General features: G+C 63.6%; 5 protein-coding genes and 1 pseudogene. All 6 read left to right on the plus strand.

The window, feature by feature from the left end:
- The first annotated feature begins 453 nt into the window (after positions 1-453).
- Positions 454-1,062 (plus strand): NAD(P)H-dependent oxidoreductase, encoded by a 609-nt coding sequence (locus RDM88_RS12060; protein ID WP_308755073.1) that lies wholly within the window; start codon positions 454-456, stop codon positions 1,060-1,062.
- A 173-nt stretch (positions 1,063-1,235) separates the two neighbouring features.
- Positions 1,236-1,724: a ribosome maturation factor RimP gene (gene rimP, locus RDM88_RS12065; RefSeq protein WP_308755074.1), complete on the plus strand. Its 489-nt coding sequence runs from the start codon at positions 1,236-1,238 to the stop codon at positions 1,722-1,724.
- Positions 1,725-1,766: 42 nt separating this feature from the next.
- A complete protein-coding gene (gene nusA, locus RDM88_RS12070; RefSeq protein ID WP_308755075.1) occupies positions 1,767-2,825 on the plus strand; it encodes a transcription termination factor NusA in 1,059 nt (352 codons plus the stop codon).
- Between the two features lie 40 nt (positions 2,826-2,865).
- A complete protein-coding gene (gene rnpM / locus RDM88_RS12075; protein ID WP_308755076.1) occupies positions 2,866-3,141 on the plus strand; it encodes an RNase P modulator RnpM in 276 nt (91 codons plus the stop codon).
- Positions 3,134-3,460 (plus strand): ribosomal L7Ae/L30e/S12e/Gadd45 family protein, encoded by a 327-nt coding sequence (locus RDM88_RS12080; RefSeq protein ID WP_308755077.1) that lies wholly within the window; start codon positions 3,134-3,136, stop codon positions 3,458-3,460. Before rnpM ends, RDM88_RS12080 begins: the two co-directional genes overlap by 8 nt.
- A gap of 93 nt (positions 3,461-3,553) precedes the next feature.
- Positions 3,554-3,818: pseudogene (locus tag RDM88_RS12085) on the plus strand (translation initiation factor IF-2 N-terminal domain-containing protein); the annotation flags it as partial.

Below are 3,818 nucleotides of genomic sequence, written 5' to 3' on the forward strand. Positions count from 1 at the left end.
TGCGCGTGCGCCTCACGGGCGGAGGGCGAGCCGCCCTCCCCCGTGTGCCCCCTCCTGACAAGTGCTCCGCGTCTTCCGTCTCCACACGCTGGGAGCACCGAGATTAGGTTGAGCCCTCAGCTAGTGTACCCATGGGGAGCGGCGGCAGTCTGCGGGCCTTGGCAAGGTACTCCCGGGGGATTCTCAAGGGGGCTGGCGGAAGTCCCCTTGAGCGCCCTTCTTTCGTCCATTTCTTGGGCGCGCAAGAAATGGGCCCGCCCGCCGGGGCGGGACCCGGCAAGCCTTCCGACCTCTGGGCGGAATATCTAAAAATCACTGTCGGTTGACTACCGGCAAATTCTGCCGCTTAACGAGCGGCAAACCCGATTGACTTCATTCCCGCGGCCCCCTATAATGAAGTCATGAAGACCGGGGATGCGGGGACCGCCCCGCAGGAAAAACAGGAGGGATGGCATGTCAAAGGTGCTTTTTGTCGACGCCTGCGCGCGCGGGTGGGAGGTCTCCCGAACCTACGCGGTGGCGGAGACGTTCATGAACGCCTACCGGGAACAGCATCCGGAGGATGAAATCGAGGAGCTGACGCTGGCCGGGCTGGGGCTTACCTATTTTACGGGCAGGGAGCTGGAATACCGGGACGCGCTGCTCGCGCGGGGCGGCCAGGCGGACGATTATTTCCGGCTGGCGCGGCAGTTCGCGGCGGCGGATAGGATCGTCATCGCCGCGCCCTACTGGGATTTGAGCTTTCCCGCGCTGCTCAAGGTGTATATCGAGCGGGTGAGCGTCAGCGGCATCACCTTCCTGCCAGAGCCGGACGGCAGGCTGCGGGGGCTGTGCCGGGGGGAGAAGATGCTGCTGATCACGACGAGCGGCGGCGACTTCACGAACGAGGACATGTCTCTGTATGGGACGGCGCTCTCCTACCTGCGGGGCATCTGCGCGATGTTCGGGGTGGACGCGTTCGATTACCTGTGGACGCACGGGCTGGACATCGTCGGCAACAACCCCGAAGCGATCCTGCGCGGCGCGAAAAAGCAGGCGGCGGCCTTCGCCGAGAGCTGGTGAGGGCGGATTTTCGGACCGGGAAGGGCCGCAAAGCCCCTGAAATCGCAGGAAAAAGGGGATAACCGCTTGCAATTCGGAAAAAATTGTGATAGAGTATATTATTGTAAGAATAGTAACAACTGTGAAAGAGTGAGGTTGACCTCACTCTTTCCTTTGTGTATGGAGGGATTTGGTTGACCCAGCCAAAGGGCAAACGCCCCAACACGGCCGCGGTCTGCGCCGAGCTGGCCGCGCCGGTGGCCGAGGAGGTCGGCGTCTATCTGTGGGACGTCGTGTTTGAAAAGGAGGGCGCGAGCTGGTACCTGCGCTACTTGATCGACAAGGACGCGGACGGCGGCGTGACGATCGACGAATGCGAGGCGTTTTCCCGCGCGGTGAGCGACCTGCTGGATGAAAAGGACCCGATTCCCCAGAGCTATACGCTGGAGGTCGGCTCGCCCGGCGTCGAGAGGCGGCTGACGAAGGACTGGCATTTCCAGAAGTACCTCGGGGCCGGGGTGCTGGTGCGGCTCATCCGGCCGGTGGAGGGGGAGCGCGACTTTATCGGGATCCTCTCCGCATATCATGAGGATGGGACGATCTCGGTCGAGCTGGACGGGGACGTGGAGATGTCCTTCACCCTGGCCGAGACCGCGTTCGTGCGGCTGTACGAAGAATTTTAACGGGAACGCCCGGATTACAACATTGATGGAGGCAACCGAAAAATGGAAACGAGCAATACCGAATTTTTTGAGGCTCTGGCGCTTCTTGAAAAGGAAAAGGGCATCCCGCGCAGCCTGCTGGCGGAGAAGATCGCGACCGCGATCGGCAACGCGATCCGCCGGGATATGGGCGCTTCCGAGGACAGCGTCGTGGAGATCAACCCCGACACCGGCCGGTTCTATGTGGCGATGCGCAAGACGGTGGTCGACGACGTGCTCGACCCGGCGCAGGAGCTCCTTCCGGAGGAGGCCGCCAAGTACCAGAGCGGCGCGACGATCGGAGACGTGGTGGAGATCCCGCTCGACACCAAGCAGTTCGGCCGCATCGCGGCCCAGACCGCCAAGCACGTCATCCGCCAGGGCATCCGCGAGGTGGAACGCGGGCAGCTCTTTGAGGAGTATTCCTCCCGCCAGCACGACATCGTGACCGCCACGGTCATCAAGACCGACCCCAAGAAGGGCAACGTCACGCTGGAAATCGGCAAGTCCGAGGCGATCCTGCCCAAGAGCGAGCAGGTCCCCGGCGAGGAGTTCCCCGACAATTCGCGCGTCAAGGTCTACGTCGTCGACGTGGTCAACGGCGAAAAGGGCCCGCGCATCATGATCTCCCGCACCCATCCGGGACTGGTCAAGCGCCTCTTCGAGATGGAGGTGCCCGAGATCTTCGACGGCACGATCGAGGTCAAGTCGATCTCCCGCGAGGCGGGCAGCCGCACCAAGATCGCCGTCTGGTCGAACGACGAGAACGTCGACCCGGTGGGCGCCTGCATCGGCCCCAAGGGCCAGCGCGTGTCGGCGATCGTCGACGAGTTGGGCGGGGAAAAGATCGACGTGGTCAAATATTCCGCCGACCCTGCCGAATTCATCGCGGCGGCGCTCTCCCCGGCCGACGTGCTGGGGGTCGAGCTCGACCCCGAGGGGGCCAAGAGCTGCAAGGTCACGGTGCCCGACCACCAGCTCTCGCTGGCGATCGGCAACAAGGGCCAGAACGCCCGCCTCGCCGCCAAGCTGACCGGCTGGAAGATAGACATCAAGCCGGAGAGCGGCTTCTACGGCGAATAACGGCCTGACCCCGCCCCGCGGACGCGACAAGGAGGAAAAGATGGTACAGAAAAAACAGCCGGTGCGCATGTGCTCGGGATGCGCCGCGCACAAGCCGAAAAAGGAGCTCGTGCGGGTGGTGCGCACGCCGGAGGGGGAGATCCTGCTCGACCCGACGGGAAAAAAATCGGGACGCGGCGCCTACCTCTGCCAGAATCCCGACTGCCTCAAAAAGGCGCGTAAGGCGCGTCGGCTCGAGCGCGCGTTCGACTGTAAAATCCCCGACGAGGTGTACGAACGCCTCGAGCGAGAAATGGGGGAGCCTCCGGATGAATGACAGGCTGCTCTCGGCCCTCTCCCTCTGCCGCAAGGCGGGCAGGCTCAAAATGGGCGGAGACGTGGTCCGGGAAGAGATTTTGAAGGGCGGCGCCCGGCTGGTGCTGCTCGCGTCGGACGCCGCCGAACGCACGGTGCGGCAGATGCGGTTCGCGTGCGAAGAGGGGGAGGTTCCCCTGCGGATGCTCCCGCGCACGATGGATGAGCTGTGGGCCACGGCGGGCAAGCGCTACGGCGTGTTCGCGGTGTGCGACGGCGGTTTTGCAAAGATGATCGCCGGCCTGCTCCCCCCGGAAGGGACGGGGACGGCCGAACAATAGATACCGGGAAAGCGTTCCAACTCCGCGGTGACGGCTGTGGTTTGCGAACGTCAAAGGTGCCATCACTACGGACTAAGAGGAGGATTTGATTCTATGATAGAAAAGTACAGGGTGCATGAGGTCGCGAAGGACCTCGGCGTTGCGAGCAAGGAGGTCGTGGACCTGCTCGCGGCGAATTTCCAGGGGGAGCGCAAGAGCATGACCGCCCTCAACGAGCAGGAGCTCAGCGTGGTCTTCAACCACTACACCAACCAGAACCAGGTGGAGAACTTCGACGAATACTTCGCGGCGGGGCGCGCCAGGAAGGAAGCGGCGCAGGAGGCCGCCCGGAAGGCCGCCGAGCAGGCGCGCGCGGCGC

Origin of the sequence: uncultured Anaerotruncus sp. (assembly GCF_902490045.1) — a bacterium.
In the GTDB taxonomy this organism is placed as follows: Bacteria; Bacillota; Clostridia; order Oscillospirales; family Ruminococcaceae; genus Anaerotruncus.

What these genes read in the sequence shown, in the direction of transcription:
- RDM88_RS12080 (WP_308755077.1), top strand. Translation starts at nt 3,134, where the DNA reads ATGAATGACAGGCTGCTCTCGGCCCTCTCCCTCTGCCGCAAGGCGGGC.
- RDM88_RS12060 (WP_308755073.1), top strand. Translation starts at nt 454, where the DNA reads ATGTCAAAGGTGCTTTTTGTCGACGCCTGCGCGCGCGGGTGGGAGGTC.
- nusA (WP_308755075.1), top strand. Translation starts at nt 1,767, where the DNA reads ATGGAAACGAGCAATACCGAATTTTTTGAGGCTCTGGCGCTTCTTGAA.
- rnpM (WP_308755076.1), top strand. Translation starts at nt 2,866, where the DNA reads ATGGTACAGAAAAAACAGCCGGTGCGCATGTGCTCGGGATGCGCCGCG.